This window comes from Pseudoalteromonas sp. MEBiC 03607 (assembly GCF_004792295.1).
In the GTDB taxonomy this organism is placed as follows: domain Bacteria; phylum Pseudomonadota; class Gammaproteobacteria; order Enterobacterales; family Alteromonadaceae; genus Pseudoalteromonas; species Pseudoalteromonas lipolytica_C.
The window spans coordinates 227,501-248,688 of sequence record NZ_SRRY01000001.1 but is presented as its reverse complement, the minus strand read 5'-3'; the positions used below and the strand labels follow the sequence as shown (position 1 = coordinate 248,688).

General features: G+C 42.6%; 29 protein-coding genes and 1 rRNA gene (1 of these 30 cut by a window edge). 22 read left to right on the top strand and 8 right to left on the bottom strand.

Annotation, left to right across the window (positions count from 1 at the left end):
* The first annotated feature begins 174 nt into the window (after nt 1-174).
* Together E5N72_RS01095 and E5N72_RS01090 are read left to right on the top strand one after the other, a co-directional pair.
* Nucleotides 175-489: a Bor family protein gene (locus E5N72_RS01095; RefSeq protein ID WP_135922861.1), complete on the top strand. Its 315-nt coding sequence runs from the start codon at nt 175-177 to the stop codon at nt 487-489.
* A complete protein-coding gene (locus E5N72_RS01090) occupies nt 486-809 on the top strand; it encodes a hypothetical protein (RefSeq protein WP_135922860.1) in 324 nt (107 codons plus the stop codon). The genes E5N72_RS01095 and E5N72_RS01090 overlap by 4 nt, the downstream gene beginning before the upstream one ends.
* Here the strand turns inward: E5N72_RS01090 and E5N72_RS01085 are convergent, their stop codons facing one another.
* Genes E5N72_RS01085 through E5N72_RS01070 form a run of 4 tightly spaced genes read right to left on the bottom strand, consistent with a single transcriptional unit; the run spans nt 810 to nt 4,673 of the window.
* Nucleotides 810-2,048, bottom strand: a complete 1,239-nt coding sequence (locus E5N72_RS01085; protein WP_063530017.1) for an ABC transporter permease — start codon at nt 2,046-2,048, stop codon at nt 810-812.
* Nucleotides 2,041-2,748, bottom strand: a complete 708-nt coding sequence (locus tag E5N72_RS01080; protein ID WP_135922859.1) for an ABC transporter ATP-binding protein — start codon at nt 2,746-2,748, stop codon at nt 2,041-2,043. The genes E5N72_RS01085 and E5N72_RS01080 overlap by 8 nt, the downstream gene beginning before the upstream one ends.
* Nucleotides 2,748-3,914, bottom strand: coding sequence for an efflux RND transporter periplasmic adaptor subunit (locus E5N72_RS01075; RefSeq protein WP_135922858.1), 1,167 nt, complete (start codon nt 3,912-3,914; stop codon nt 2,748-2,750). Before E5N72_RS01075 ends, E5N72_RS01080 begins: the two co-directional genes overlap by 1 nt.
* 48 nt (nt 3,915-3,962) lie before the next feature.
* Nucleotides 3,963-4,673, bottom strand: a complete 711-nt coding sequence (locus E5N72_RS01070; protein ID WP_135922857.1) for a YIP1 family protein — start codon at nt 4,671-4,673, stop codon at nt 3,963-3,965.
* A 166-nt stretch (nt 4,674-4,839) separates the two neighbouring features.
* Here E5N72_RS01070 and E5N72_RS01065 point away from each other — a divergent pair, with 166 nt between their 5' ends.
* On the top strand, nt 4,840-5,736 hold the full coding sequence (locus E5N72_RS01065) for an aldo/keto reductase (RefSeq protein ID WP_135922856.1): 897 nt from the start codon (nt 4,840-4,842) through the stop codon (nt 5,734-5,736).
* A gap of 63 nt (nt 5,737-5,799) precedes the next feature.
* On the opposite strand, the gene E5N72_RS01060 is transcribed toward E5N72_RS01065, so the two are convergent.
* The 4 genes from E5N72_RS01060 to E5N72_RS01045 all read right to left on the bottom strand — a co-directional run bounded on the left by E5N72_RS01060 (nt 5,800) and on the right by E5N72_RS01045 (nt 8,715).
* Nucleotides 5,800-6,477, bottom strand: coding sequence for a TorF family putative porin (locus E5N72_RS01060; protein ID WP_135922855.1), 678 nt, complete (start codon nt 6,475-6,477; stop codon nt 5,800-5,802).
* A gap of 286 nt (nt 6,478-6,763) precedes the next feature.
* Entirely contained in the window at nt 6,764-7,930 is a 1,167-nt protein-coding gene (locus tag E5N72_RS01055; protein WP_135922854.1) for a hypothetical protein, read from the bottom strand.
* A gap of 150 nt (nt 7,931-8,080) precedes the next feature.
* Nucleotides 8,081-8,281 carry a helix-turn-helix transcriptional regulator gene (locus tag E5N72_RS01050; protein WP_135922853.1) on the bottom strand — a complete coding sequence of 67 codons (201 nt, stop codon included), beginning with the start codon at nt 8,279-8,281 and terminating at the stop codon, nt 8,081-8,083.
* Between the two features lie 8 nt (nt 8,282-8,289).
* Entirely contained in the window at nt 8,290-8,715 is a 426-nt protein-coding gene (locus E5N72_RS01045) for a hypothetical protein (protein WP_135922852.1), read from the bottom strand.
* Between the two features lie 238 nt (nt 8,716-8,953).
* Here E5N72_RS01045 and E5N72_RS01040 point away from each other — a divergent pair, with 238 nt between their 5' ends.
* The 19 genes from E5N72_RS01040 to E5N72_RS00950 form a co-directional block, all read left to right on the top strand.
* Nucleotides 8,954-10,897, top strand: a complete 1,944-nt coding sequence (locus tag E5N72_RS01040; protein ID WP_135922851.1) for an AsmA family protein — start codon at nt 8,954-8,956, stop codon at nt 10,895-10,897.
* Between the two features lie 275 nt (nt 10,898-11,172).
* Entirely contained in the window at nt 11,173-11,541 is a 369-nt protein-coding gene (rplN, locus tag E5N72_RS01035) for a 50S ribosomal protein L14 (protein WP_010378257.1), read from the top strand.
* Nucleotides 11,542-11,551: 10 nt separating this feature from the next.
* On the top strand, nt 11,552-11,866 hold the full coding sequence (rplX, locus tag E5N72_RS01030) for a 50S ribosomal protein L24 (RefSeq protein ID WP_054554391.1): 315 nt from the start codon (nt 11,552-11,554) through the stop codon (nt 11,864-11,866).
* Nucleotides 11,867-11,882: 16 nt separating this feature from the next.
* Entirely contained in the window at nt 11,883-12,422 is a 540-nt protein-coding gene (gene rplE / locus E5N72_RS01025; RefSeq protein WP_058586187.1) for a 50S ribosomal protein L5, read from the top strand.
* A 10-nt stretch (nt 12,423-12,432) separates the two neighbouring features.
* Complete coding sequence (gene rpsN / locus E5N72_RS01020) at nt 12,433-12,738, top strand: 30S ribosomal protein S14 (RefSeq protein ID WP_135922850.1); 306 nt, start codon at nt 12,433-12,435, stop codon at nt 12,736-12,738.
* A gap of 21 nt (nt 12,739-12,759) precedes the next feature.
* On the top strand, nt 12,760-13,152 hold the full coding sequence (gene rpsH / locus E5N72_RS01015; protein WP_063702326.1) for a 30S ribosomal protein S8: 393 nt from the start codon (nt 12,760-12,762) through the stop codon (nt 13,150-13,152).
* A gap of 13 nt (nt 13,153-13,165) precedes the next feature.
* Nucleotides 13,166-13,699 (top strand): 50S ribosomal protein L6, encoded by a 534-nt coding sequence (gene rplF / locus E5N72_RS01010; protein ID WP_054554387.1) that lies wholly within the window; start codon nt 13,166-13,168, stop codon nt 13,697-13,699.
* Nucleotides 13,700-13,708: 9 nt separating this feature from the next.
* Entirely contained in the window at nt 13,709-14,059 is a 351-nt protein-coding gene (rplR, locus tag E5N72_RS01005) for a 50S ribosomal protein L18 (RefSeq protein ID WP_036974021.1), read from the top strand.
* A 9-nt stretch (nt 14,060-14,068) separates the two neighbouring features.
* Entirely contained in the window at nt 14,069-14,575 is a 507-nt protein-coding gene (rpsE, locus tag E5N72_RS01000; RefSeq protein ID WP_036974018.1) for a 30S ribosomal protein S5, read from the top strand.
* 3 nt (nt 14,576-14,578) lie between these two features.
* Nucleotides 14,579-14,761 (top strand): 50S ribosomal protein L30, encoded by a 183-nt coding sequence (gene rpmD / locus E5N72_RS00995; RefSeq protein WP_016710201.1) that lies wholly within the window; start codon nt 14,579-14,581, stop codon nt 14,759-14,761.
* Between the two features lie 4 nt (nt 14,762-14,765).
* Nucleotides 14,766-15,200, top strand: a complete 435-nt coding sequence (rplO, locus tag E5N72_RS00990; protein WP_135922849.1) for a 50S ribosomal protein L15 — start codon at nt 14,766-14,768, stop codon at nt 15,198-15,200.
* A gap of 10 nt (nt 15,201-15,210) precedes the next feature.
* Nucleotides 15,211-16,539, top strand: a complete 1,329-nt coding sequence (secY, locus tag E5N72_RS00985) for a preprotein translocase subunit SecY (protein WP_036974013.1) — start codon at nt 15,211-15,213, stop codon at nt 16,537-16,539.
* Between the two features lie 22 nt (nt 16,540-16,561).
* Nucleotides 16,562-16,675: a 50S ribosomal protein L36 gene (gene rpmJ / locus E5N72_RS00980; protein ID WP_002959476.1), complete on the top strand. Its 114-nt coding sequence runs from the start codon at nt 16,562-16,564 to the stop codon at nt 16,673-16,675.
* Nucleotides 16,676-16,803: 128 nt separating this feature from the next.
* On the top strand, nt 16,804-17,160 hold the full coding sequence (rpsM, locus tag E5N72_RS00975; RefSeq protein WP_036974011.1) for a 30S ribosomal protein S13: 357 nt from the start codon (nt 16,804-16,806) through the stop codon (nt 17,158-17,160).
* A gap of 13 nt (nt 17,161-17,173) precedes the next feature.
* Nucleotides 17,174-17,560 (top strand): 30S ribosomal protein S11, encoded by a 387-nt coding sequence (rpsK, locus tag E5N72_RS00970; protein WP_036974009.1) that lies wholly within the window; start codon nt 17,174-17,176, stop codon nt 17,558-17,560.
* Nucleotides 17,561-17,581: 21 nt separating this feature from the next.
* The gene (gene rpsD / locus E5N72_RS00965) at nt 17,582-18,202 is read left to right on the top strand and encodes a 30S ribosomal protein S4 (RefSeq protein ID WP_135922848.1); all 621 of its coding nucleotides are present in this window, start codon (nt 17,582-17,584) and stop codon (nt 18,200-18,202) included.
* A gap of 24 nt (nt 18,203-18,226) precedes the next feature.
* Complete coding sequence (gene rpoA, locus E5N72_RS00960) at nt 18,227-19,213, top strand: DNA-directed RNA polymerase subunit alpha (protein ID WP_004589198.1); 987 nt, start codon at nt 18,227-18,229, stop codon at nt 19,211-19,213.
* Between the two features lie 39 nt (nt 19,214-19,252).
* Nucleotides 19,253-19,654: a 50S ribosomal protein L17 gene (rplQ, locus tag E5N72_RS00955; protein WP_004589197.1), complete on the top strand. Its 402-nt coding sequence runs from the start codon at nt 19,253-19,255 to the stop codon at nt 19,652-19,654.
* Between the two features lie 790 nt (nt 19,655-20,444).
* Nucleotides 20,445-21,188, top strand: a 16S ribosomal RNA gene (locus E5N72_RS00950) (it continues 797 nt past the right edge of the window).

Sequence of the window (21,188 nt, the reverse complement as noted above, 5' to 3'; positions counted from 1 at the left end):
ATGACCTTTATTTACTTTTCTTAAGAATTAGTCTTAGTTAGCCCCAGTTTAGTTCAAAGACTAAATGTTAGAAACTGTAGTATTTTCTACAATTTCTATACGCTTTCTTACCCAAAACAAGTACTCATGTTCTTATACTTACTGAGCTTAACAACTCAGACAAAGGAACTACTCATGAAACAAATGGCCTGTATGCTGCTTGCCTTATCGGTGACAGCGTGTTCATCAGTCACCATAGTGCCAGAAAAAACAACTAATAAATTAGCCACTAAAGCTGATTACCAAGATAGTCGCCCATTCTTTTTGTGGGGCCTCGTTGGTGAAGAGCGTGTTGATGTTAAGGCTATTTGCCAAGATAAAAAAGTTGCCCAAATGCAATCACAACAAACAGTTGTAGATGGTGCACTAGGGTTAGTCACTCTCGGAATTTATGCTCCTCACACAGTAAAAGTATGGTGTGAGCAACAAGCACAGGAGCAACAACTATGAAAAGCCTACTAGTAACAGCTGTGTTAGTGGCAACCTTAAGTGGTTGCACAAATATCTACTTTGATAATGGCAGTGCTGCTCAAGCTAATAAAGCACCTGCGACAGAGCAATGGCATCATAACTTTGCCGCGGCGCTTTACGAAGGTTCAAAGCCTGTCGACCTATCTGAAGAGTGCCCAGACTCTGAGTGGCAAACCGTTCACACTTATAAGTCGTTCACCAATGGTCTAGCTGAAGTTGCAGTAAACCAAGTTGGGCCTATTTGGTACCCGAAAACAGTCGAAATAAGCTGTGCTCAAGTACCTTATAAGCCAGACTAGTTATTCATAACGTAGTGCATCAATTGGGTTTAAGCGTGCCGCTTTAATAGCGGGCGCTAAGCCAAACACAATACCAATCAATGAAGTAAAGCCAAATGACAGCATAATCGCCCAACCCGGTATGTAGGCATCTGGCATGCTCGGCACTAACACTGATATTAGTGCCGCAGCACCATACCCTATCGCTAAACCAATTAAACCACCAAAAAGTGATAGCACCACCGCTTCAACTAAAAATTGCAGCATAATAAAGCCAGGTGTTGCCCCTAATGCTTTTAAAGTGCCGATAACACGTGTGCGTTCTGTTACCGAAACCAGCATGATATTCATCACACCGATACCACCAACTACCAGGCTAATACCTACGATCCCCGCGGTAATAGCGGTTGCACTTCCGGTAAACTTATCAATATTAGCACGAGCTTTTTCGGCGGTTTCAAACTCAAAGTCGTCATCTTCGCCGTCTTTTAGTTTATGTAATTGACGTAAGATGCGGCGAATTTTAGCCAGTACTTGCGCTTCGTTAGCATCGTCTTTTAAACGAAACATCATTTGCACATTGGTATCAACACTGCCTCCTTCTAGCGCACTCATGGTACTTATCGGTATATTAATGTAATCGTCTTGGTCAAAACCTAATAAGCTACCTTGTTTTTCAGCAACGCCAATAATGCGAAACCACTCACCACCGAGTTTGATATATTCACCTACAGGGTTTTCAGGCAGGTTGAGCTTTTCGATAATTGAAGGGCCAATAAACGCCACTCGACGGCGTTTTTCATCATCTTCTGCGCGAATAAATCGGCCGAGTTCTGGGTAGGTGCGATAAGCTTTTTGGTAGTCTTGCTCGGTGCCCATTACCCGTGAAGCATGACTTTTATTGCCATACTCTGCTGCACCCGAAAAGCGCCAAGTAAACATTAGCGCAGTAAAGGTTTCGGCTTCTTTAACGCGTGCTTTTAGGGTTAAAAAGTCGCTGTAGGTTAACTTTGCTTGTTGACCTACCATTTCTTTTTCTACGCTAGTGTAAGGTTTGATATTGGTGACATCGGGAGACATATCAGCAAGCTGATCATTAATTTGTTTGGTAAACCCTTGCATTACTGCCACCACGGTCACAACCGCAGCAACTCCAATAATAATGCCCAAGCAGGTAAGTGCACTGCGCATTGCATTGGCTTTTATTGCCATCAATGCCGCTTTTGTGCCTTCCATTACAGCGATAGCAGATTTAAACATGTTGCCTTGCTCCTTCGCCTTTGCGGGTATCACTAACAACCTTGCCATCAACCAAACGAATAACCCGTTGGCAGTGATCAGCAATATCTTGTTCGTGAGTAACCAAAATAATGGTGTGCCCTTCGTTATGAAGCTCATCAAACAGCGCCATGATCTCAGTGGTGGTTTTACTATCCAGGTTACCGGTAGGCTCATCACCAAGTAGAATATGGGGTTTAGTAACTAGTGCGCGAGCAATAGCGACACGTTGACGTTGGCCACCAGAAAGCTGGCTCGAAAGGTGATTGACCTTATCGCCAAGGCCGACCCGTTGTAATGATTCGAGCGCTTGTTGTTTTCGCTCTTTGGCAGCAATAAATCGATACACCAAAGGCTGCATGACATTTTCAAGGGCGGATGCTCGTGGTAACAAGTTAAAACTTTGAAAAATAAAGCCAACACTTTCATTACGCTGATGAGCAAGCTCCGTTTCGGTCATGCGCTTTACTAACTTATCTTTTAAATAGTAATCACCACTGGTGGGAGTATCTAAACAGCCAAGCAAGTTCATCAGGGTTGATTTACCAGAGCCCGAAGGACCAATGATGGCAACATACTCATTTTGAGCAATTTCAATATTAATATCATCAAGGGCTTTGAAAACTTGTTCGCCCATTTTGTATTGTTTATTGATATTACAGAGTTTGATCACCGCAGACATTAGCTAGCACCTTTTTCAGGGCTGTTTTTAACGGCTACCGTATCACCCTCTTTTAGTGAGCTAAGTGGTCTAGCGGGGCCGATAACAATACGGTCACCCTTTGCAACTCCACTGGTTAGTGCTTGTTCGATATCTGACGAAATACCTACCGTTACCGCTGTTTTAGTTACTGTGTTATCTGCGTTAAGCTTCCAAACAAAGTAGCTATCATCCTCTTTTTGAATAGCTTCAATAGGCAGCTTTAAGCCATTTTCGGCAATGCTGGTAGCGATCTCTGCGCGGCAGCTCATTCCGGCATAAAGTTGGCGGTCAGTGGCATCAAGCAGTACTTTTACTTTAAATGATAAGCCTTGTGAACCAGCTTGATTTTTTGCCGATGTTCCAATGTTTATCACTTTGCCAGTGAAAGGTTGATTAGGGTAAGCGGCGGCATAGATGTCTGCATGTTGGTCTAGTTTGATACCGGCGATATCGGTTTCATCCACTCGAAGTTCGGCTAATATTGCGCTTGGATCGGCTACTAGCATCAAGTCTGAGCCAATAATGTTGGTTGTTCCCGCAATAACGGTTTCACCTTCTTTAATATTTACCGAAGCAAGTAGGCCACTCATTGGAGCGCGAAACACGCTTTTATTTAAACGGTCTTCAGCAATCAATAATGATGCTTGGGCTTGGTTGTAAGCTTCACGTTTTGCTTCAATATCTATTTTTGCTAAATCGCGGGCATTTTGTAGGTTTTCATACACTTCTTGGCCAGCAAGGCCAACTTCATAAAGCTCTTTTTGGCGGCTTAATTGACGCTCGATATTTTTTAATCGGGTTTCGCTATGCTTAATGTCGATTTCGGTCGCGCGAAGCACGGCTTTGTTGCGGGCAACTTCAGATTCAAACGCGGTCGTATCTAGGCGCATTAAAATATCGCCCTCAGTGACACTTTCACCTTCTTCTACAAACACTTTCGCAACACGGCCGGTCACTTCTGAGCGCAGTTGCACTTGGGTGTTAAAGACTAGGTTACCAGAGGCTAAAATTGAATCGGCAATATTACCTTGCTCAACTTCTGCAATATGCATTTCTGGTGCATCTTTATTGCCTGTGACTTGCTTTGATACTAGTAAAGCGACAAATGCCGTAACAGCTAGGCCAATAATAATGGCTTTTTTCATGTTACTTCCTTGGTGGTTAAGAGCGGCATATTGCCGCTCAAAGCAGAATTAAACGAGAGCGATTACAGTCCAAATACCATAAATAACAATACTTGGTAGAGCTGCAAACAGTAGCGCTTTATTGAAAGTGAAATTAGTCCAGCACTTTAAACCGATAGCTGCGATGAAAATGCCCCAAATAGAAAAGATATTGAGACTTTCCAATAAGGTGTACAGTGGGTGGCCAATTTCTAAACCAATTAAAAGTTGGTTAATTGAAGCATAATTAAATAATGATTGTGATATTTGGTCAGTGCTTGCAGTTAACACTAAGATGAGTAAACCAAGGCTTGAAATAATCATTGGCATCATGGTCCAAATGCCAAAGCCATACCACGCGCCATAGCCGTAGTTAGCTTCTGGGTCTTGCTTTGATACAAATAGGTAGTAACCTGCCATCAGAGCATTGATAACAGCTAAACCAATAATGCCACCAAACATTGCAAACCAAACTTGCATATCTATGGTTTGCTCCATGCTTTGGCGAATCATTTTTTGTTCTGCAATAGTGGCATCAACACTGGCTACAGCGACTTGTTGATCGATTAAATATTGCGGGTCAGCTTTATTGTAAAAAGCAAACATGCTGGCTGCGAGAATGCCGGCAAGTAAAATAAAGGCAACAAAAGACCAGCCTTTTGCTTCTTTTAAACCATTAAAGGCTTTACTCGGGCTGATAAAAATATCAACCAAAGCGGTCATAACATTTGATGATTTCATTTTTTATTCCTTGTTTTATAATATTTGTTTTTAGGTACTAAAATATCCTGTTTAGTAACAAATTAGCAATTTGTTTTGTAACTGTATGTTAACAGATGTGATAAGTAAATCTGTGATAAGGTTAAGCGGTTAATTTGAGTCGAGTTTATTAGGAAAGTAGGTCGTTATGGCGAATTGTAATGTACGTTGTATTGATGAGTTGGTATTGGGGTTTTGGCGTTTGTTAGATTGGCAGATAACGTCACAGCAATGCTTAAGCTTTTTAGAAAATGCAATCGATATGGGGGTTTCACATACCGATCATGCTGACATTTACGGTGAATACGGTTGTGAAGCTGAATTTGGCAAAGCACTTAAACTAAAACCAAGTATTCGTGATCAAATCAAAATAATCACTAAATGCGGTATTAAGCCTGCGTTTGCAAGCCTAGGATTACAAGGCAAAGCAAACCATTATGATTCAAGTGCCGCGCATATAATTGCCTCAGCACAGCAGTCACTTAAAAACTTCAACACTGATCGTTTAGATGTATTACTTATCCATCGCCCTGATTACTTGATGAGCGCCGATGAAATGGCAGAAGCATTTAATACCCTAAAAGCAAATGGTGATGTGATTGATTTTGGTGTGTCTAACTTTACCCCATCGCAACTTAGCTTGTTGCAGTCGCGTTTAGACTTTGAGCTTGTAACTAATCAAATTGAGTTTTCACCTTACGAAATGAAAGCCCTTGATGATGGCAGCTTAGACCAATGCCAATTGCTCGATATCAAACCTATGCTTTGGTCACCATTAGCTGGGGGTCGTATATTCTCAAGTGATGATGAAAAAGCGGTGCGTTTACGTGCAGTGTTGGAGCAGGTTGGTGCTGAAATTGGCGCCACAGCCATTGATCAAGTTGTTTATGCTTGGCTGTTAATGCACCCAAGTGCACCGTCTGTGGTACTTGGTACGGGTAAAATTGAGCGTGTTAAATCAGCTGTTGAAGCTAAGCAGCTTACTATGAACCGTGAACAATGGTATCGCATTTGGCAAGGCTCAACCGGTCATAGTGTGCCTTAATATATAGCCCAAAACGAGAAAAGGGCCTTACGGCCCTTCGTGTTGCAGCAAGTAACACATTCTTTATAAAGTGAAGTCAACCGCGTAAGCGACGTACACTTTTACATCTGAACCATCAATATCGTTGTCGGCAAGACCAAATGTAAAGCCATCTTTAGATACTGAAACACCGTAGTCGATGATGTCATCATCACCGATGAAATCACCAGAGTAATGGCCAACATGAAGAGCCATTTCTGCGCCAGTACTTCCTACTGGGAAGCTGTAGTCAGCATTTAAATAAAGTGAATCACCAAAATCTGTACCGTCACCGCTTGCTGCTGATGTTGCTAATATTGCTGCACCAAAGGTGAAGCTGCCCATGCTGATGCTACCGTAGATTTCTGAAAAATCAGCATCAGCAGATGATGCTGCATCTGGATACGCATAATATATATAACCAACGTCATAGCTAACGGTTTCATTAATGTCACCGCCAAAACCAGCATAAAGATCTAACTCGTAAGTCATGTCTTCAGCCCAACTTGCATTCGATACCCAAGTACCTGCATAAAAGCCTGATTCATTAGCGTAATCGATGCCGCCTTGGATAGCTGCATCGCCGCCTGTTTGTTCTTGGCCACGCCACAAGTAGTTAGAAGTCGCTGCTGCATTAGCTGTTACTTCAGCATAAGTATATGTAGAGCTTAACGTTAATAGCGCAATTGCGCTTGCTGCGAACGTTTTTTTTAGTTTTAGCATGTTTCTGTATCCTGTTGTTATGTTGATTTTGCCCTAGTTCAGGTTGCAGCCTGATTATTGTTTGCGGACATAATTATGTGTTGTCTGGATACGATGTAGCACTGGTTGTGCCAAGTTACTTTTGGAAGGGATATTTTATGCTTAACTACTTTAAAAACAGCCTATTAAGCTTACTATTTTTTAAAAATTAGTTTTCTTTGAATTATTCATGCGCACTTGCGTGGTGCAAAAAATAACCTGGTTGCACAATTGCGAAGCAACCAGGTTTTTCTTGTTTGAGAGTGACTTAGCCAAAAATTGCGCGCATTAAGCTAATTGTCTCTTCAACGCTACGACCTTTTTCAACTTCGCTGATGATAGAGTCACGTTTAGCCTTGATATGTTCAGGGATATCGTCACTTGCTAATGCACGGTCTACCAGTATCTCAGCTGATTCTTTGCCACGGCGTACCGTCTTTTTACCTGCTGAGCTCGTTGTACTCTTAGGTTTGTTTAACAACTTAATATAATTAGAGTTATCTGCGGTGCTCTTATCTGCGTAATAGAAGAAGCTCGGTAATAGGGCTTTGATTTCAACTAAAGATTGCTCAAGCTCGTTTGCTGCGCTGGCCATTTTGAACCAAGGCATACTATGAATTGCTTCGACTATATCTTGCCAGTAGCGCTCAAAATCGCGGTTATTTAGCTTAGTAATGCCTAATGCCGCACAAAGGGCATCAAGTTTACTATTTACGATTGGTGTAAACACGTCAGGTCGGCGCATCGCAAGTAAGCGAGTAGCAGGAGCAAGCGTTGGTTTTTCATCGCTGCCATTAAATGCCATGAAGTAGGCAATCATGAAGTGTTGATAATGTTCTTGAGTTACCTCGCCCTCAAGTGGAATGTGCACAAGAGCCTCATCGAACGCACCAGGTAAATCACTCAACATTTGGTGGAAACCTTTTGCGTTCTTAGTAGAAGCAAACCATTCAACGTCGAAGTTATAGCTGCTTGGATCAAGCGAGGCACTGTGTTTACCTGAAAACGCTAAACGGTCTTCTGGGATCATTTCTTTCAGTGATTGCGATTTAATTGCAGCAATGTAATTAGCTAAGCGTAGTTGCTCATCAAGGGCAATTAGCTCTTGATGCTGCTCGATGAAGCCTGCGATAACCGGCCATGGCGCAACCCTTAAGGTTTTTAACTGCAAAAAGCTGATTGCAGAAATTAATAAGTCATGAAGTTTTTTTAGCGTAGGAAGTTGCTTATCTTCTAATAGATCGTAATTAATGCGATCGCGGCTTGCACTTAATAGCTCATAGCACCAACCTAAAAAGTCTTCAGGATGATTTTCTACTTTAACTGCCATTAGGTTTAAGCTGATATCAGAGGCTTGCTTGAGGATGTTTTGATAAATTTGACTTTCTTGCTCGCCAAGCGCCATTTTTGACGGTGAAATAAGCAGTTTCTTCATGCTTAATCGATACTCCAGTTTTGACCAAGTTGGGTTGTTTAATTTTAGTACACAGGGTGCAAAAACAACAGGGTCGTGCATCATACCGAAGTAATGAAATGATGCAATCTTACTGATAATTTATAAGCAAGATTGCCACTGATTTTTAGATTAATCGTTGTCATCGAGTGTAAATAATTGCTCAACGGCCACTTCAAAGTGAGCAGCAATTTTTAACGCAATAATCACCGAGGGTATAAAGCGGCCTGTTTCAACTGTGCTAATAGTTTTACGTGATACTGCAATGGCATCAGCAAGTTCTTGCTGCGATAACCCCTTATCTTTACGGAATTTAGCGATATTATTTTGCACATTATTTCCTAATCACGGTTTTGCCATAGTAGTGATGCGCCATATATACAGAGCATGATACCTAGGTAGAATAATGCCATAGCTGCATGCGAAACTTCGCTGGGTATTGCATTGTTTATATAAGAAACACCAAGAAGACAAAGTACAATTGCAAAACTAGTATGTTTATGTGCACTAGTGTCTATGGTGTTTAGAAATTCATCTTTATAAGCGTATTGAAAATACATTTTTAACGGAAACCCACCCTTAATGAGGTAAATAATCACTAAAACCACATAAAATAAAACACTCATTACAACAAATAGACTCTCCTCTACATCATGCTTAGATAGTGAGTTAATACTTAGAAGTAAAAAAAACATGCCTGTGCTTAAACTAAGCCATATATTCTGACTCATAAATTTTTCTTCAGTTTTAATATCTAGTTGTTTCATAAAGTCCATCCTCTGGAAGTGTTTAGTTTATATTCTTGTAACCTCTAGGTATCAATGTAACCCTAGGGTATCATTTAGTCAAGAGCTTTTTATAACCTATAGGTATCAAAATGTTTCAGCGCTGATTCATATTCTTGTACCTAAGCTTGTTTACAAAGCTTTTTATGTGTTGGGCAATGCATTTGCGCCTAACTCCCGCTATGATATGAACATTGTTTGCCCATTTTTAAGGATGATTATGAAAACCTTATTGAAAATCGTTGGTGTCATTTTCGTATTACTAATTGTATTGGTAGTCGCAGCACCATTCCTCATACCTACAGACGCGATATTTAATAAAGTATCGGAGCAAGTAGAACAAACCACAGGTCGTAGTCTGACAATTAATGGCGATAAAAAGCTGTCGGTATTTCCATCATTAAAGCTCGAACTGAATGATGTACACTTTGCCAATATGCAAACTGGCTCGCAAAAAGATATGGCAAGCATGCAGCAACTTGCTATCCGTATCCCGTGGATGTCGCTATTTGGCGGTGAGTTTAAGCTAGATAAGTTTGTTATTAACGAACCAACGATTTTATTAGAAACCGATAAAAATGGTAAAGCAAACTGGCAGTTATTTGATGCCGTTGCTGAGCAACCACAGACAGAGCAGCAAAAAAGTTCTGGCGCTGTTAACTTACCAGATAACTTTGATATCGAACTTGGTGAAGTAGCAATCTATGGCGGCACTTTCACTTACCTAGATGGTAAAACCGGGGCCAAACAACAGATAAGTGATTTAGAATTAGCCATCTTATTACCTTCTCTTCGTAAGACTCTCGAGTTAAAAGGCGGTATTACCTATATGGGTGAGCGCTTTAACTTAGATGTCACGCTAGATACACCAGTAAAAGCGATTGAAGGCGAAACCTTTAATGTCAGCACAGAGCTTGATTCACGCTTAGTCGATTTGAACTTTAAAGGTGCAATTGCAGAAATGGGCAATGACGTGCAAGGGCTTCTTTCTGTTAGCGGTGATTCAGTTAAAAACATTGCAAGCTGGCAAGGTGTTGAGCTTAATGCAAAAGAAAATGCGTTTAATGCCTTTAATATAAAAGGTTCAATGCACCTAAAAGGGCAGCAGTTTAAACTCACTGAGCTACTTGCCACGTTAGATGAGCTGCAAATTAAAGGTAAAAGCGATATTAAGCTTGGTGACCGCTTAGCTGTGAATGCCGATATTGATTTAGGCATGCTTGATTTAAACCCTTACCTACCAGAGGGCGTAGCTAAAGAAGAACAAGCAGAGCCTGCAGCAGATGCGCCAGCACAACCAATTGTTTGGGATGATACTGCAATTGATATGAGTGGCTTAAATGCATTGGATGCAAATGTAGTCGTGCGCTCAAGTGGTTTAAAAGCAAATGATATTACTCTTGGTGAAAACCAGTTAACGGTAAACCTGAAAGATGCACTAGCTAAAATCAGCCTAGATAAGTTTGTTGCTTACGAGGGTAATGGTAAAGGTGTGATCACGGTCAATGCCAAGCAAACACCGTATAAAATTAGCACCAACTTCGCTTTAGATAAAATCGATGCACAGCCATTACTGACTGATGCGGCCGGTTTCGATAAGTTGATGGGTAAAGGCTCTCTAAACTGGGATCTAACGACCACAGGCCAAAGTCAAAAGAGCTTTATAAATGCTTTAAATGGTAAGTTAGGCTTTGAGTTTGCTGATGGTGCAGTAAAAGGGGCCAACATTGCAGAGATGGTTCGTAAAGCAAAAGAGCTCATTAAAGGTAACTTAAGCGCAGTATCAGAAGGTTTAGATACTGGTTTTGATAACTCACAGCAAACAGACTTCTCAGCATTGCAGGGCAGTTTTGTATTCACTAACGGTGTTGGTGAAAATAAAGACCTGTCACTACTTAGCCCACTTATTCGTATCACTGGCTCAGGTAAAGTTGATTTACCTATGACGAATGTAGACTATCGCTTAGTAACGGGGATTGTTGATTCAATCGAAGGGCAAGGCACGACCGATGACAGTACAGGGTTTAAAATTCCACTGCGTATCAAAGGCCCATTCCATGATGTTGGCTATAAGCTCGATGTAAGTGATGCGGCTAAAGAAGAAGTGAAAGAAAAAGCCAAAGATAAAATTAAAGACAAATTAAAAGGTCTATTTGGTAATTAATAAAAATTTAATTAAAGTCAAAAACAGGGCGCATTTGCGCCCTGTTTGTTTTATAATCAATAACAAACCAGCAAGCTGCTGTAATTCCTCAATGCAGGCATTGCGATTAATTCCAAATTAATTAAAAAATAACCTACCACTTCCTTGCCATTGCTGCTACAATTGCCCGCCCTTAAGAGACAACTTGCTTGTTTTTTGAGTGGAATTTAACCGAAATGTCTTGATTTTAAACAAAATTAAGGCGTGTTGTAATTTCTACACCGGAGGTCATTAACATGATCCAAATGCAAACTCAGCTGGACGTTGCTGATAACAGCGGCGCTCGCAAAGTGCAGTGTATTAAAGTCCTTGGCGGTTCGCACCGTCGCTATGCAGCGGTTGGCGATATCATCAAAGTTTCTGTAAAAGAAGCAATTCCTCGCGGTAAAGTGAAGAAAGGTGATGTTAAAAACGCGGTAGTTGTGCGTACTAAAAAAGGCGTTCGTCGTCCGGACGGTTCTTTGATCCGTTTCGATAGCAATGCGGCTGTTATCTTAAACGATAACTTACAGCCAATTGGTACTCGTATCTTCGGCCCTGTGACTCGTGAACTTCGTACTGAAAAGTTCATGAAAATCGTTTCACTAGCACCAGAAGTACTATAAGGAGTCTATCATGGCAGCAAAAATCCGTCGTGATGACGAAGTAATCGTACTAGCAGGCAAAGACAAAGGTAAGCGCGGTAAAGTGCTTTCAGTTGTTGCTGAATCTGGTCGAGTATTTGTCGAAGGCATCAACTTAATCAAGAAGCACCAAAAGCCTGTTCCTCAGTTGAACCAAGCTGGCGGTATTGTTGAGAAAGAAGCGTCTATCGACGTATCAAACGTTGCGATCTACAACTCGGAAACGGGTAAAGCAGATCGTGTAGGTTTCAAGATTGAAGATGGTAAGAAATTACGTATCTTTAAATCTACTGGTAAAACTATCTAATAGTTGGAGTAGAATGATGGCGAAACTGCATGAAGTATATAAAGACAAAGTAGTTGCTGAGCTTCAAGAGAAGTTTGGTTTCAGCTCTGTCATGCAAGTCCCTCAGATCGAAAAGATCACATTAAATATGGGTGTGGGCGAAGCTCTAGCTGACAAGAAGATCCTAGATAACGCTGTTGCGGATCTAGAAGCAATCTCTGGTCAGAAACCTCTAATCACTAAAGCACGCAAATCAGTTGCAGGCTTCAAAGTGCGTGAAGGTTACCCAATTGGTTGTAAAGTAACCCTACGTGGCGAGCGTATGTGGGACTTTTTTGAGCGTTTGGTTTCAATCGCTATCCCACGTATTCGTGACTTCCGTGGTGTAAGTGCTAAGTCTTTTGATGGACGTGGTAACTACAGCATGGGCGTACGTGAGCAAATCATCTTCCCAGAAATCGATTATGATAAAGTAGACCGTGTACGTGGTCTTGATATCACTATCACTACTTCTGCGAAAACAGATGATGAAGGCCGTGCGTTGTTAGAAGCGTTTAACTTCCCATTCAAGAAATAAGGGTAGGGTTATGGCAAAGAATTCTATGAAAGCGCGCGAAGCAAAGCGCACTAAATTAGTTGCTCAGTATGCTGAAAAGCGTGCGGCACTAAAAGCTATCATCAGTGATGTTAATACATCTGACGATGATCGTTGGGACGCGGTATTAAAGCTACAAGCTTTACCACGTGATTCTAGCCCTTCACGTCAACGTAATCGTTGTAACGTTACGGGCCGCCCACATGGTTACCTTCGCAAATTCGGCATGAGCCGTATTAAAGTTCGCGAAGCAGCTATGCGCGGTGAAATTCCTGGCCTTAAAAAGGCTAGCTGGTAATAGTATCACGGGAGTAAGACTATGAGCTTGCAAGATCCTATTGCGGATTTGTTTACACGTATCCGTAACGGTCAGTCAGCGAAGAAAGTATCAGTAACGATGCCAACTTCAAAACTGAAAGTAGCAGTAGCTAAAGTATTAAAAGATGAAGGTTATATCGCAGATTACGCTGTAAGCGGTGAAGCGAAGCCTGAGCTTTCTATCGAATTAAAATATTTCGAAGGCAAAGCTGTTATTGAAAATATCCAGCGTGTTAGCCGCCCTGGTCTACGTATCTATAAGAAACGTGACGAATTACCAAAGGTAATGGGTGGTCTTGGTATCGCTATCGTATCAACTTCTAAAGGCCTAATGACAGACCGCGCAGCACGTAGTGCCGGCGTTGGTGGTGAGATCATTGGCTTTGTAGCTTAATCGGAGGGGAACTATGTCTCGCATAGCAAAGGCACCAATCAATGTTCCTGCCGGTGTAGAAGTTACATTAAAAGGCCAGGACATCACAGTTAAAGGCAAAAACGGTGAATTAACTCGCACTATCAACGACGCTGTTGAAGTTCAAGTTAACGACAACGTTATTACAACTTTACCTCGTGAAGGCGTAGCTAATGCATGGGCACAAGCAGGTACTGCTCGCGCTCTAATCAACAACATGGTTGTTGGTACGCATGAAGGTTACGAGAAGAAACTTCAGTTAGTAGGTGTTGGTTACCGTGCAGCAGCTAAGGGCAAAGTATTAGACTTAACTCTTGGTTTCTCACACCCAGTTAATTTCGAAGTACCAGAAGGTATTACGATTGAAACACCAAGCCAAACAGAAGTTCTAGTTAAGGGCGTAGACAAGCAGTTAGTTGGTCAAACAGCTGCTAACATCCGTGCATACCGTAAACCTGAGCCTTATAAAGGTAAAGGTGTTCGTTACGCGGACGAGAATGTACGCCGTAAAGAGGCTAAGAAGAAGTAAGGTAAGACGATGGATAAAAAAACAGCTCGTCTACGTCGTGCTAAACGCACTCGTAGAAATTATATTGAACAAGGCACAACGCGTCTTGTTATCCACCGCACGCCACGTCACATTTACGCTCAAGTAGTTACTGCTGAGGGTACTGTACTGGCTGCTGCTTCTACTGTTGAAAAAGCAATTAGCGAAACAGTTAAAGGCACAGGTAACGTTGCGGCTGCTCAAGCAGTTGGTAAAGCGGTTGCTGAACGTGCAGCTGACAAAGGCATCGAAAAGATTGCTTTTGATCGCAGTGGCTTTAAATATCACGGCCGTGTGAAGGCGCTTGCTGATGCAGCGCGTGAAGCCGGTCTGCAATTCTAGGAGTAGACAATGGCTAACGTAGAAGCAAAGCAACAACAGCCTGATTTGGCTGAAAAGCTAATCGCGGTAAACCGTGTGTCTAAAGTGGTTAAAGGTGGTCGTATCTTTAGCTTCACTGCACTAACTGTAGTTGGTGACGGCGCAGGTAAAGTAGGTTTTGGTTATGGTAAAGCACGTGAAGTTCCAGCTGCAATTCAAAAAGCAATGGAAAAAGCACGTCGCAACATGATCAGTGTAGACCTTAACGGTAACACGCTACAGCACCCAATCAAGGGTCGCCACGCGGGTTCTAAAGTATACATGCAGCCTGCTTCTGAAGGTACAGGTATCATCGCCGGTGGTGCGATGCGTGCAGTACTAGAAGTAACTGGTGTACAGAACGTATTGTCAAAAGCATACGGTTCAACTAACCCGATCAACATCGTTCGTGCAACGATTGCTGCTCTAGAGAACATGAACTCTCCAGAGTCAATCGCTGCTAAACGTGGTCTTAGCGTTGACGAAATCACGGGGTAAACCATGGCTAATAAAACTGTAAAAGTAACACAAGTAAAGAGCTCTATCGGTCGTTTACCGAAGCATAAAGCTACATTACGTGGTCTTGGTCTACGTCGTATCAATCACACTGTTGAGTTAGAAGACACAGCATGTGTGCGTGGTATGATTAACCAAGTTTCTTACATGGTAAAGGTTGAGGGTTAATTCGATGCGTTTGAATACACTTTCACCTGCTGCTGGTGCAAAAACAGAAAAGAAACGTCTAGGTCGTGGTATTGGTTCTGGTCTTGGTAAGACTGGTGGCCGTGGTCATAAAGGCCAAAAATCACGTTCTGGCGGTAAAGTTCGCGTTGGTTTCGAAGGCGGTCAAATGCCTATGCAACGTCGTCTACCTAAATTTGGTTTCACTTCACGTAAATCATTAGTATCTACTGAAGTTAACCTTTTTGAAATCGCTAAAGTTGATGGCGATGTAGTAGACGTAAACGCGTTACAAGCAGCTGGTCTAGTTAAAAAGAACATCCAGTTCGTTAAAGTAGTAAAATCTGGCGAAGTTTCACGCGCAGTAACCGTTAAAGGTCTTAAAGTGACTAAAGGTGCTCGCGAAGCTATCGAAGCTGCCGGAGGCAAGGTAGAAGACTAAGGAAGTACTAATGGCTAAACCAGGTCAAGATATGAAAAGTGCACAAAGTGGGCTTTCGGAATTGAAGCGTCGATTACTATTCGTACTAGGTGCTATCATTATTTACCGTCTAGGTTCATTCGTGCCGATCCCTGGGATTGACGCCGCTGTACTTGCCGATTTCTTCGAGCAACAAAAGGGCACCATTGTTGAAATGTTTAACATGTTCAGCGGTGGTGCGCTTGAGCGAGCCTCAGTGTTGGCACTGGGTATTATGCCGTATATCTCGGCTTCGATTATTACGCAACTATTAACGCATATGTATCCGCCGTTTATAGAGCTTAAGAAAGAAGGTGAGCAAGGGCGTAAGAAAATCAGCCAGTATACACGCTACGGCACGCTTGTGCTTGCTACTATCCAATCTATCGGTATTGCTACAAGCTTACCGGGCATGATGGACGGGTTAGTTGTTAACCCAGGTATCGGTTTCTACTTCACTGCTGTAGTGAGTTTAGTAACAGGTACTATGTTCCTTATGTGGTTGGGCGAACAAATTACAGAGCGTGGTATCGGTAACGGTATTTCGGTTCTGATTTTTGTTGGTATCGTAGCTAACCTGCCGTCTGCTATTGGTTCGACAGCCGAAATGGCGCGCCAAGGTGATCTGAATGTACTTGTACTGTTATTGATTGCTGTAATCGTATTCGCTGTTACTTACCTAGTTGTATTCTTTGAACGTGGACAACGTCGTATCGTTGTAAACTATGCGAAGCGTCAACAAGGTCGTCAGGTATTTGCTGCTCAAAGCACGCACTTACCGTTGAAAGTAAATATGGCGGGTGTTATTCCACCAATCTTTGCTAGCAGTATAATTCTGTTCCCTGGTACAATTGCAAGCTGGTTCGGCCAGGGTGAAGGTCCGGTCGCTGATGTGCTACAAGCAATCGCAACAACGTTGACTCCAGGTCAACCTTTATATGCGATGGTTTTAGCTGCGGCTATTATCTTCTTCTGCTTTTTCTACACCGCGTTGGTATTTAACCCGCGTGAAACAGCAGATAACCTGAAAAAATCTGGCGCATTTATCCCAGGTATTCGTCCAGGTGAGCAGACATCTAAATACATTGATAAAGTGATGACACGCCTGACATTGGCAGGTGCTTTGTATATAACCTTTATCTGTCTGGTGCCCGAATTCATGACTATGGCATGGCAAACGCCATTCTATTTCGGCGGTACATCAATTTTGATTATCGTTGTTGTAATCATGGACTTTATGGCACAAGTACAGACGCATCTGATGTCACATCAGTATGATTCTGTGCTGAAAAAAGCAAACCTTAAAGGCTACGGCCGATAAGGTCATTTTACGGAGTTGAGCAATGAAAGTACGTGCTTCCGTTAAGAAAATATGCCGTAACTGTAAAGTTATTAAACGTGCTGGTGTAGTACGCGTAATTTGCAGTGAGCCTAAGCACAAGCAAAGGCAAGGCTAATTAAACAGTCGTGCAGGCTGAGTTATTTACTCGGCCTGTGTTTTTAGTTGTGATTTGGTCTTCGTTTGAGTATCCTTACGGGCTTTTCAAACAGATGATAACCAAATTCAAATATAGGAGATGTGTTAGTGGCCCGTATCGCTGGCATTAACGTCCCTGATCATAAACATGCAGTTATCGGTTTAACTGCTATTTATGGCATAGGTAAGACTCGCTCTAAGGCTATCTTAGCAGCGACTGGTATCGCCGAGACCACAAAAATCGGTGAACTTTCAGACGAAACACTTGACGTATTGCGTGAAGCAGTTGGCAAGTACACTGTAGAAGGTGACCTTCGTCGTGAAGTTACATTAAATATCAAGCGCCTTATGGACCTTGGTTGTTTCCGTGGCCTACGTCACCGTCGTTCGTTACCACTTCGTGGTCAACGTACTAAGACTAACGCGCGTACTCGTAAGGGTCCTCGCAAGCCTATCAAGAAATAAGGTGGGGTAGATTATGGCTAAAGCACCAATTCGTCGTAAGAAGGTTAAAAAGCAAGTTGCTGATGGTATGGCTCATGTTCATGCTTCTTTCAACAACACTATTGTAACAATTACCGACCGTCAAGGTAATGCACTATCATGGGCTACAGCAGGTGGTTCAGGTTTCCGTGGTTCACGCAAATCTACTCCATTCGCTGCTCAGGTTGCTGCAGAGCGCGCAGGTACTGCTGCTCAAGAATACGGTTTAAAAAATCTAGAAGTTTTCATTAAAGGTCCAGGTCCAGGTCGTGAATCTGCTGTACGTGCTTTGAATGCTGCTGGTTACCGTATCACCAACATCACTGACGTGACGCCAATCCCTCATAATGGTTGTCGTCCACCGAAGAAACGTCGCGTTTAACAATAGGTTAGGAGAAATAACATGGCAAGATATTTGGGCCCTAAGCTCAAGCTGAGTCGTCGTGAAGGTACTGACCTGTTCCTTAAGAGCGGCGTAAGAGCTATCGACTCTAAGTGTAAACTTGAGACTGCACCTGGTCAGCACGGCGCTCGTAAAGGTCGCTTATCTGATTACGGTTTACAGTTACGTGAAAAGCAAAAAGTACGTCGTATCTACGGTGTATTAGAAAAGCAATTCCGTAACTACTACAAAGAAGCTGCTCGCCTTAAAGGTAATACAGGTGAAAACTTGTTACAGCTTTTAGAGCAACGTTTAGACAATGTTGTATATCGCATGGGTTTTGCTAGCACACGTGCTGAAGCACGTCAGTTAGTTAGCCACAAAGCGATCTTAGTTAATGGTCGTGTTGTGAACATTCCTTCATACGTAATCTCACCAGAAGATACTGTTGTGATTCGTGAGAAGTCTAAAACACAAGCACGTATCATCGCTGCTCTAGAGTTGGCTGAGCAACGTGAAAAGCCGACTTGGGTTGAAGTTGACGGTAAGAAAATGGAAGGTAGCTTCAAGCGCCTACCTGAGCGTTCAGATCTGTCTGCGGACATTAACGAACAACTAATCGTCGAACTTTACTCTAAGTAAAGTTAAGAGTTAAGAGAGGATAAAATGCAGGGTTCTGTTACCGAATTCCTAAAACCAAGGTTAGTCGATATCGACGCTATCAACCCAACGCGTTCTAAAGTAGTTTTAGAACCATTAGAGCGTGGCTTCGGTCACACTTTGGGTAATGCCTTACGCCGTATACTGTTATCATCTATGCCTGGATGTGCAGTAACTGAAGTTGAAATCGACGGTGTATTGCATGAGTACAGCGCGAAAGAGGGCGTACAAGAAGACATCATTGAAATTCTGTTAAACCTTAAAGGTCTAGCAGTAACTTTAGAAGGCAAAGATGAAGTTTTTCTGACCCTGACTAAATCTGGTGTAGGCCCTGTGACTGCGGCTGATATTCAGCACGATGGTGATGTAACTATCGCCAACCCAGATCACGTTATCTGTCACCTTACGACAGATAGCAGCGAGATCAGCATGCGTATTCGTGTTGAGCGCGGTCGCGGTTATGTGCCGGCATCTAGTCGTTTATCCTCTGATGACGATGAGCGTCCAATTGGTCGTCTGCTGCTTGATGCATCATTCAGCCCAGTTGAACGTATTGCGTACTCGGTTGAATCAGCCCGTGTTGAGCAACGTACAGACTTAGACAAGTTAATCATTGATATGGAAACAAACGGCACTTTAGATCCTGAAGAAGCGATCCGCCGTGCGTCTACTATCTTAGCTGAGCAATTAGATGCATTCGTAGATTTACGTGATGTAACTGAGCCAGAAGAGAAAGAAGAGAAGCCAGAATTCGATCCTATTCTACTTCGTCCAGTTGATGATCTTGAGCTAACAGTACGTTCAGCAAACTGTTTGAAAGCCGAGCAAATTCAATATATCGGTGATTTAGTTCAGCGCACTGAAGTTGAGCTTCTTAAAACGCCTAACTTAGGTAAGAAGTCTCTAACTGAAATTAAAGACGTGCTAGCTTCACGTGGTCTATCTCTAGGTATGCGCCTAGAAAACTGGCCACCTGCAAGCCTAGCTGAATAATCTAAATCACTATATTAGTTTAGTTAGAAGGATAGGGTCATGCGCCATCGTAAGAGTGGTCGTCAATTAAACCGTAACAGCAGCCATCGCAAAGCGATGTTCAGCAACATGGCTGGTTCTTTGGTGAAACATGAAATCATCAAAACAACTTTGCCTAAAGCTAAAGAGTTGCGCCGTGTAATTGAACCTTTAATCACACTGGCTAAGACTGACAGTGTAGCAAACCGCCGTTTAGCGTTTGCTCGCACGCGTGATAATGAAGTAGTTGGTAAATTATTCAGCGAAATCGGTCCACGTAATACAGACCGTCCTGGTGGTTACACTCGTATTCTTAAGTGTGGCTTCCGTGCTGGTGATAATGCACCAATGGCTTATATTGAACTAGTTGGTCGCCCAGCGACAAACGAAGAAGTTCAAGAAGACGCGCAGTCTGCAGAGTAAGTCGTAAAGACACCAAAAAGCCGAGCCTATGCTCGGCTTTTTACTTTCTGAAATTCATTATTACTAAAATACCTCTACCAACCTTATATCTTTACTATACAGTCTTGAAGCAACTAGCAACTAGCAACTAGCAACTAGCAACTAGCAACTAGCAACTAGCAACTAGTAACTAGTAACTAAGATCACATATAAAGATCAATATAGTGCTCGTTAGTAGTTACATCTTCTCTTATACAAGTTAAAAACAAGCGTGTTTATAAACTTCATTGGCCAAATAGCTATAATACGACCCTATTTAGTGTGCTTTTTGCCCGTTTCGTTCGTATTTTGCTCGAACAGTCATTTTTTTTCATAAAAACTTCAAAAAACAGTTGATCTCAATTCGGATCTCCCTATAATGCGCATCCATCGACACGGCGGACTGCTTACAAACAAGCGAAAAGACGAGTTGGTTGAGTCAAGTAAGACTGAGTTTTGAAAAATTAAACTTTTCTCAAAATTAAGTGTTGACAAAAATAACGGCTTGCGTAGAATGCACAGCCCTTGAGACGCAAAAGTATCTCAAAACGTTCTTTAACAATATAAAGCAATCATCTGTGTGGGCACTCGTACAGGTTGAGTTCTAACAGCAGATTCTAGTTCGCTAGATGACGCAAACAAATTTAGAGTCTCAATTGAACTGAGTGACCAACGGAAACAAGTTTACTTGTTTCAGCACAGTCAATTCGATATCGAAAGATATCAAAATTCAGAATTCATTGAGCATGTCCTTCGGGACAGAAAAAACTTTTAATTGAAGAGTTTGATCATGGCTCAGATTGAACGCTGGCGGCAGGCCTAACACATGCAAGTCGAGCGGTAACAGAGAGTAGCTTGCTACTTTGCTGACGAGCGGCGGACGGGTGAGTAATGCTTGGGAATATGCCTTATGGTGGGGGACAACAGTTGGAAACGACTGCTAATACCGCATGATGTCTTTGGACCAAAGTGGGGGACCTTCGGGCCTCACGCCATAAGATTAGCCCAAGTGGGATTAGCTAGTTGGTGAGGTAATGGCTCACCAAGGCGACGATCCCTAGCTGGTTTGAGAGGATGATCAGCCACACTGGGACTGAGACACGGCCCAGACTCCTACGGGAGGCAGCAGTGGGGAATATTGCACAATGGGCGCAAGCCTGATGCAGCCATGCCGCGTGTGTGAAGAAGGCCTTCGGGTTGTAAAGCACTTTCAGTAAGGAGGAAAGGTTAAGTGTTAATAGCACTTAGCTGTGACGTTACTTACAGAAGAAGCACCGGCTAACTCCGTGCCAGCAGCCGCGGTAATACGGAGGGTGCGAGCGTTAATCGGAATTACTGGGCGTAAAGCGTACGCAGGCGGTTTGTTAAGCGAGATGTGAAAGCCCCGGGCTCAACCTGGGAACTGCATTTCGAACTGGCAAACTAGAGTGTGATAGAGGGTGGTAGAATTTCAGGTGTAGCGGTGAAATGCGTAGAGATCTGAAGGAATACCGATGGCGAAGGCAGCCACCTGGGT

Excerpts from the sequence above, each read along its gene's own strand:
- rpsK (WP_036974009.1), top strand. The coding sequence starts at position 17,174 with ATGGCTAAAGCACCAATTCGTCGTAAGAAGGTTAAAAAGCAAGTTGCT.
- E5N72_RS01055 (WP_135922854.1), bottom strand. The coding sequence starts at position 7,930 with ATGAAGAAACTGCTTATTTCACCGTCAAAAATGGCGCTTGGCGAGCAA.
- E5N72_RS01095 (WP_135922861.1), top strand. The coding sequence starts at position 175 with ATGAAACAAATGGCCTGTATGCTGCTTGCCTTATCGGTGACAGCGTGT.
- E5N72_RS01085 (WP_063530017.1), bottom strand. The coding sequence starts at position 2,048 with ATGTTTAAATCTGCTATCGCTGTAATGGAAGGCACAAAAGCGGCATTG.
- E5N72_RS01075 (WP_135922858.1), bottom strand. The coding sequence starts at position 3,914 with ATGAAAAAAGCCATTATTATTGGCCTAGCTGTTACGGCATTTGTCGCT.
- rpmJ (WP_002959476.1), top strand. The coding sequence starts at position 16,562 with ATGAAAGTACGTGCTTCCGTTAAGAAAATATGCCGTAACTGTAAAGTT.
- rplX (WP_054554391.1), top strand. The coding sequence starts at position 11,552 with ATGGCAGCAAAAATCCGTCGTGATGACGAAGTAATCGTACTAGCAGGC.
- rpsN (WP_135922850.1), top strand. The coding sequence starts at position 12,433 with ATGGCAAAGAATTCTATGAAAGCGCGCGAAGCAAAGCGCACTAAATTA.
- E5N72_RS01065 (WP_135922856.1), top strand. The coding sequence starts at position 4,840 with ATGGCGAATTGTAATGTACGTTGTATTGATGAGTTGGTATTGGGGTTT.
- E5N72_RS01040 (WP_135922851.1), top strand. The coding sequence starts at position 8,954 with ATGAAAACCTTATTGAAAATCGTTGGTGTCATTTTCGTATTACTAATT.
- rpsH (WP_063702326.1), top strand. The coding sequence starts at position 12,760 with ATGAGCTTGCAAGATCCTATTGCGGATTTGTTTACACGTATCCGTAAC.
- E5N72_RS01070 (WP_135922857.1), bottom strand. The coding sequence starts at position 4,673 with ATGAAATCATCAAATGTTATGACCGCTTTGGTTGATATTTTTATCAGC.
- E5N72_RS01045 (WP_135922852.1), bottom strand. The coding sequence starts at position 8,715 with ATGAAACAACTAGATATTAAAACTGAAGAAAAATTTATGAGTCAGAAT.
- rplE (WP_058586187.1), top strand. The coding sequence starts at position 11,883 with ATGGCGAAACTGCATGAAGTATATAAAGACAAAGTAGTTGCTGAGCTT.
- E5N72_RS01060 (WP_135922855.1), bottom strand. The coding sequence starts at position 6,477 with ATGCTAAAACTAAAAAAAACGTTCGCAGCAAGCGCAATTGCGCTATTA.
- E5N72_RS01080 (WP_135922859.1), bottom strand. The coding sequence starts at position 2,748 with ATGTCTGCGGTGATCAAACTCTGTAATATCAATAAACAATACAAAATG.
- rplO (WP_135922849.1), top strand. The coding sequence starts at position 14,766 with ATGCGTTTGAATACACTTTCACCTGCTGCTGGTGCAAAAACAGAAAAG.
- rpsE (WP_036974018.1), top strand. The coding sequence starts at position 14,069 with ATGGCTAACGTAGAAGCAAAGCAACAACAGCCTGATTTGGCTGAAAAG.
- rplN (WP_010378257.1), top strand. The coding sequence starts at position 11,173 with ATGATCCAAATGCAAACTCAGCTGGACGTTGCTGATAACAGCGGCGCT.
- rpmD (WP_016710201.1), top strand. The coding sequence starts at position 14,579 with ATGGCTAATAAAACTGTAAAAGTAACACAAGTAAAGAGCTCTATCGGT.
- rplQ (WP_004589197.1), top strand. The coding sequence starts at position 19,253 with ATGCGCCATCGTAAGAGTGGTCGTCAATTAAACCGTAACAGCAGCCAT.
- rplF (WP_054554387.1), top strand. The coding sequence starts at position 13,166 with ATGTCTCGCATAGCAAAGGCACCAATCAATGTTCCTGCCGGTGTAGAA.
- rpsD (WP_135922848.1), top strand. The coding sequence starts at position 17,582 with ATGGCAAGATATTTGGGCCCTAAGCTCAAGCTGAGTCGTCGTGAAGGT.
- rplR (WP_036974021.1), top strand. The coding sequence starts at position 13,709 with ATGGATAAAAAAACAGCTCGTCTACGTCGTGCTAAACGCACTCGTAGA.
- rpoA (WP_004589198.1), top strand. The coding sequence starts at position 18,227 with ATGCAGGGTTCTGTTACCGAATTCCTAAAACCAAGGTTAGTCGATATC.
- secY (WP_036974013.1), top strand. The coding sequence starts at position 15,211 with ATGGCTAAACCAGGTCAAGATATGAAAAGTGCACAAAGTGGGCTTTCG.
- E5N72_RS01090 (WP_135922860.1), top strand. The coding sequence starts at position 486 with ATGAAAAGCCTACTAGTAACAGCTGTGTTAGTGGCAACCTTAAGTGGT.